We start from the raw sequence: 4,465 nt of genomic DNA, 5'->3' as shown, positions 1-4,465 counted from the left end.
CGAGTCGCTGCTCTTCGCCGCGGCCGTGCTGGATGCGGCGAAGGGCAGCGACTCGTGCACGGGACCGTAGCCGAGGCCGAAGACCACGGCGGATGGGTCCTGGTCGGCCTGGGCCGGCCGCCCCGCCCCGTTCGCGTCGCGGCGCACCAGCCGCAGATAGCCCTCGAAGAGTTCGGGGGAGCGCCACTCGACCCCGGCCAGCTCGCGCACATCGAAAATCTGGTCGCCCGCCTTCCACTTGGCCGAGGACGCCCCCGTCCAGAACCACCGGAAGGAGACCTTCGACCCGTCGAAGGAGGCTTTGCCGTCGTACGCCTTGAAGTGCAGCGGAGCCTTCGGCGCGGCCACCAGGAACCGGTCGGCCGGTTCTTTCACCTCGGGGGTGATCACGGCGGCGAGTTCGTCCGCGTAGTACTCCGCGAGCGTCTCGCGCTCGGCGGGGAGCACCAGCCGGTACGGGTCGCACCCGTCCTTGAGCTGGCCCGCGGCCGCCTCCATCAGGGGATCGGCGCCCGGCCGCACCACGGCATGCAGCACCACCGTCCCGCGCTTGCCCCGTGCGAGCGACACCGACTCCAGCGCCTCGTGCGGGATGCGCCGCTCGCCCAGTGCCTGGAAGAGCTTCGGCGTGCGGATCCCCCGTTCGAAACGGATGAGCACGGAGTCGGGATCGAACTCCCAGGTGGCATGAATTCCGGCCAGCACATCACCCATGCGCCTCATCGTAGGCGGCGTGCGCCCGCGCGTCGCCCCTGTGGGCCGCCTATGAATGGCAGGCGCTCTGGCCGTCCGCACAGCTCACTTCCTGGTACGAACCGACCCCGATGGCGGCGAAGTTGCTGAGGCTGGACGTTCCGGGAGTGAAATATCCGGTGTGCCCGATCGCGCCACTGGCCGACATCACCCGTGCCCCGAAGGCCGGATCCACCGGATCCTGGCCATGTCCGAGCCCGCCGACGTCCATGTAGGGGACGTCCTGGATCCAGTCGTCGCGGTCGCGCATCGCCCACACCCGGGCGTCGGTGTCCAGCTGCGAGACCTTCTCGGCGCGCATGCCGGGGCTGCCCGCGACCGCCACATCGCTGACCCGGGAAGGGAGATGGCGTGCGGCGACCCCGCAGAGCACGGATCCGTAGCTGTGGCAGAAGAGTTCGACCGGGGTGGCGCCGGGCAGGGCGGAGACCAGCTGGTTGAGCCGTACCGCGCCGTCCTCGGCGAGGCGTCCGATGGCCGCGTCCACGCCGATGCCGGCGGGGGCGGTGTAGTCGGCCCAGGCGATGACGGCGGTGGGGGTGTTCGGGGAGGCCGTCCGCTCGGCCGCGTACAGCGACGTGGCCATGCCGACCGGGGCGGAGTACGGGCGCCAGCTCTTCTCGAAGGTGAGCGCTGTCGTGTCGACCCCGGGGACGACGATCGAGACCCGCTTCGCGCGGTCCAGATCGCCGAGGACCTCGGCGACCCGGCCACTGCCCGCGGGGTCGAAGGCGAGGATCTGCCGGTCCTTGGAGGCGAGGGCCTCGAAGCGGCTCATCCGGTTCGAGGCGTCCTTGCGGCCGTCGGGCGAGAGCTGTGGGTCGTGCACCCTGCGCTGCTGGACCGCGACCGCCTCGTCCAGGGCGATCCTGTTCGCCTGGTAACGCAAGGTCACCGGAGCGCCGTTCAGATTGCCCACGACCAGCGGATAGCGGTCGACGAGGCGTGTCTGTTCGGCCGCGGTGAGCGAGGCGAAGAAGTGTGCGAGCCGCTTCGGCGGTGCGTCGGCGCTCGGCAGGTCGAACCCGTCCATGGAGCCCCGGCTCCATGCGGCGAGGGCCACCAGACGTGGCTGGCCGTCGCTCTTGTGATGGCGCACCGCGGTCCAGCCGGTGGTCGCCAGCATCACGAACACCACCGCGAGCGCGAGCAGAGTGCGCCAGGCGGTGAGGGTGGGGGAGGAGTCGAAGGAAGTCACTGCGGACCACCCTAAGAGACATAACCGTGACCTAGTTACGAGAGTGAGTCAGATCACGTTTCACGGAGGGGATGTGCGCGGGTGATTACGCTCCGCGCACGCCGGGCGCGGGTGAATTACGCCAATTTCCGGCCAATGCCGGTCCGATATGACCGAGATAAGTCACGGTCAGTTCGCGGATCGCGTCCACGCTGAGGTCCTGGCCCTGGCCCCAGATCCGACCGGTCATCCGCATGACACCGGTGTACGCGGCGACGGCGATCCGCGGCCGAGGATCGGTGTTCACGTCGAGTCCCTCGCGCGCGGCGATGAGTTGGGCGACCTCCTCCTCCAGTTCGGCGGAGTGGCGCAGATGGGCGGCGAGCAGCGCAGGGGTGGACTCGATCAGTTGGTACGTACGCATATGGAGCTCGACCGGGATCACCGCCTCGATCGCCTCGCCGATGCTGTCCCAGGAGGCGAGCACCGACCGGTTCAGCGCCTCGAACGGGCTCTCCTCCGGCGGCCGTTCGCGCAAGGCCGCCAGGAACTGCGCCTCGGCCAGCAGCTGTACGGAGAGTGCGGCCTCTTCCTTGTTGGCGAAGTAGCGGAAGAACGTGCGCTGGGAGACCTCGACGGCGTCCGTGATCTCGTCGACGGTCGTCTGCTCGTACCCCTGGGTGGTGAAGAGTTCGAGCGCGGCGCGCAGCAGGGCGTCACGCGTGCGCTGCTTCTTCAGCTCGCGCAGCCCTGTCCGCACCTTCTGCACCGTGTCCTCCACGGGGGCCTCATTTCTCCGCTTTGTCCAGCTCAGCCTACCTGTGAGCTACCTGACACTTACTGACTACTGAAATGCTTTGTCAACTGTCAGCAGCTGACACTAACCTCACGTGCATGACTAGTCAGACCACTGTCGAAAAGGCTCTGCAGGACGACGCTGCGGCTCCACCGGCCAAGGGGCTGCGCGGCCACCCCTGGCTGACGCTGATATCGGTGGCCATCGGCGTGATGATGGTCGCGCTCGACGGCACGATCGTCGCGATCGCCAACCCCGCCATCCAGAAGGACCTCGGCGCCACCTTCGCCCAGATCCAGTGGATCACCAACGGATACTTCCTCGCCCTCGCGGTCACCCTGATCACCGCGGGCAAGCTCGGCGACCGCTTCGGTCACCGGCAGACGTTCCTCATCGGAGTCACCGGATTCGCCGCCGCGTCGGGCGCCATCGGCTTCTCCGACAGCGTCACCCTGGTCGTCACCTTCCGCGTGCTCCAGGGTCTCTTCGGCGCACTGCTGATGCCGGCCGCACTCGGCCTGCTGCGCGCCACCTTCCCCGCCGAGAAGCTGAACATGGCCATCGGCATCTGGGGCATGGTCATCGGCGCTTCCACCGCGGGCGGACCGATCCTCGGCGGACTGCTCGTCCAGCACGTCAGCTGGCAGTCCGTCTTCTTCATCAATGTGCCGGTCGGCGTGATCGCCCTCATCATCGGCTTCGTGATCCTGAAGGACCACCGGGCCGAGAACGCCCCGAAGTCCTTCGACGTCCTGGGCATCGCGCTGCTGTCGACGGCCATGTTCTGCCTGGTCTGGGCGCTCATCAAGGCCCCGGCGTGGGGCTGGGGCGACGCAAAGGTCTGGATCTTCCTGGGTGCTTCCCTGGTCGCCTTCGTGCTCTTCGGTTTCTGGGAGACGAAGGTCAGGGAGCCGCTCATCCCGATGACGCTGTTCCGTTCCGTCCCGCTCACCGCGGGGACGATCCTGATGGTGCTGATGGCCATCGCCTTCATGGGCGGCCTCTTCTTCGTCACCTTCTATCTGCAGAACGTGCACGGCATGAGCCCGGTCGACGCGGGCCTGCACCTTCTCCCGCTCACCGGCATGATGATCGTCGGCTCCCCGCTGGCGGGCGCGATGATCACCAAGGTCGGGCCGCGGATCCCGCTGGCCGGCGGCATGGCGCTCACGGCCGTCGCGATGTACGGCATGTCCACGCTCGCCACCGACACCAGCAGCCTGATCATGTCGATCTGGTTCGCGATGCTCGGCCTCGGTCTCGCACCGGTCATGGTCGGCGCCACCGAAGTCATCGTCGGCAACGCCCCGATGGAGCTCTCCGGTGTCGCGGGCGGATTGCAGCAGGCCGCCATGCAGATCGGCGGCAGCCTGGGTACGGCCGTGCTCGGCGCGGTCATGGCCTCCAAGGTCGACAGCGACCTGGCGGGCAACTGGGCGGACGCGGGTCTCCCGCCGTTCAAGGGCGACCAGTTGGACCAGGCCTCGCAGGCCGTCCAGCTCGGCATGGGCCCCGTGCCGCCGCACGCTCCGGCCGCACTGGCCGACAAGATCAACGCGGTCGCCCACGACACGTTCATGTCCGGCATGGGTCTCGCCTGCCTCGTCGCCTGTGGCGTCGCCGCGGTCGCGATCTTCGTGGCGCTGCTGACCAAGCGCGGCGCCAACGCGGAGGCAGGTGCGGGCGCGGCTCACATCTGACGTCAACACCGCGCCACGGACAGCCCCGCCGGACAGTTC

4 protein-coding genes are annotated in these 4,465 nt (G+C 68.5%); 1 reads left to right on the top strand and 3 read right to left on the bottom strand.

Going from position 1 to position 4,465, the window contains the following annotated elements; translation table 11 throughout:
* The 3 genes from J0695_RS09935 to J0695_RS09925 all read right to left on the bottom strand — a co-directional run.
* On the bottom strand, positions 1-714 hold a 714-nt coding region (locus J0695_RS09935; RefSeq protein ID WP_206961535.1), incomplete at its 3' end, for a DUF4429 domain-containing protein.
* A gap of 49 nt (positions 715-763) precedes the next feature.
* Complete coding sequence (locus J0695_RS09930) at positions 764-1,951, bottom strand: alpha/beta hydrolase (RefSeq protein ID WP_206961534.1); 1,188 nt, start codon at positions 1,949-1,951, stop codon at positions 764-766.
* Between the two features lie 85 nt (positions 1,952-2,036).
* On the bottom strand, positions 2,037-2,711 hold the full coding sequence (locus tag J0695_RS09925; RefSeq protein WP_206961533.1) for a TetR family transcriptional regulator: 675 nt from the start codon (positions 2,709-2,711) through the stop codon (positions 2,037-2,039).
* Positions 2,712-2,824: 113 nt separating this feature from the next.
* Between J0695_RS09925 and J0695_RS09920 the strand changes: the two genes are divergently transcribed.
* Positions 2,825-4,426 (top strand): MFS transporter, encoded by a 1,602-nt coding sequence (locus tag J0695_RS09920; RefSeq protein ID WP_206961532.1) that lies wholly within the window; start codon positions 2,825-2,827, stop codon positions 4,424-4,426.
* Positions 4,427-4,465: the final 39 nt, after the last annotated feature.

This window comes from Streptomyces beijiangensis, from assembly GCF_017315755.1.
Lineage (GTDB): Bacteria > Actinomycetota > Actinomycetes > Streptomycetales > Streptomycetaceae > Streptomyces > Streptomyces beijiangensis.
The sequence above is the reverse complement of the archived record's forward strand: the minus strand, read 5'-3'. Positions and strand labels throughout refer to the sequence as shown.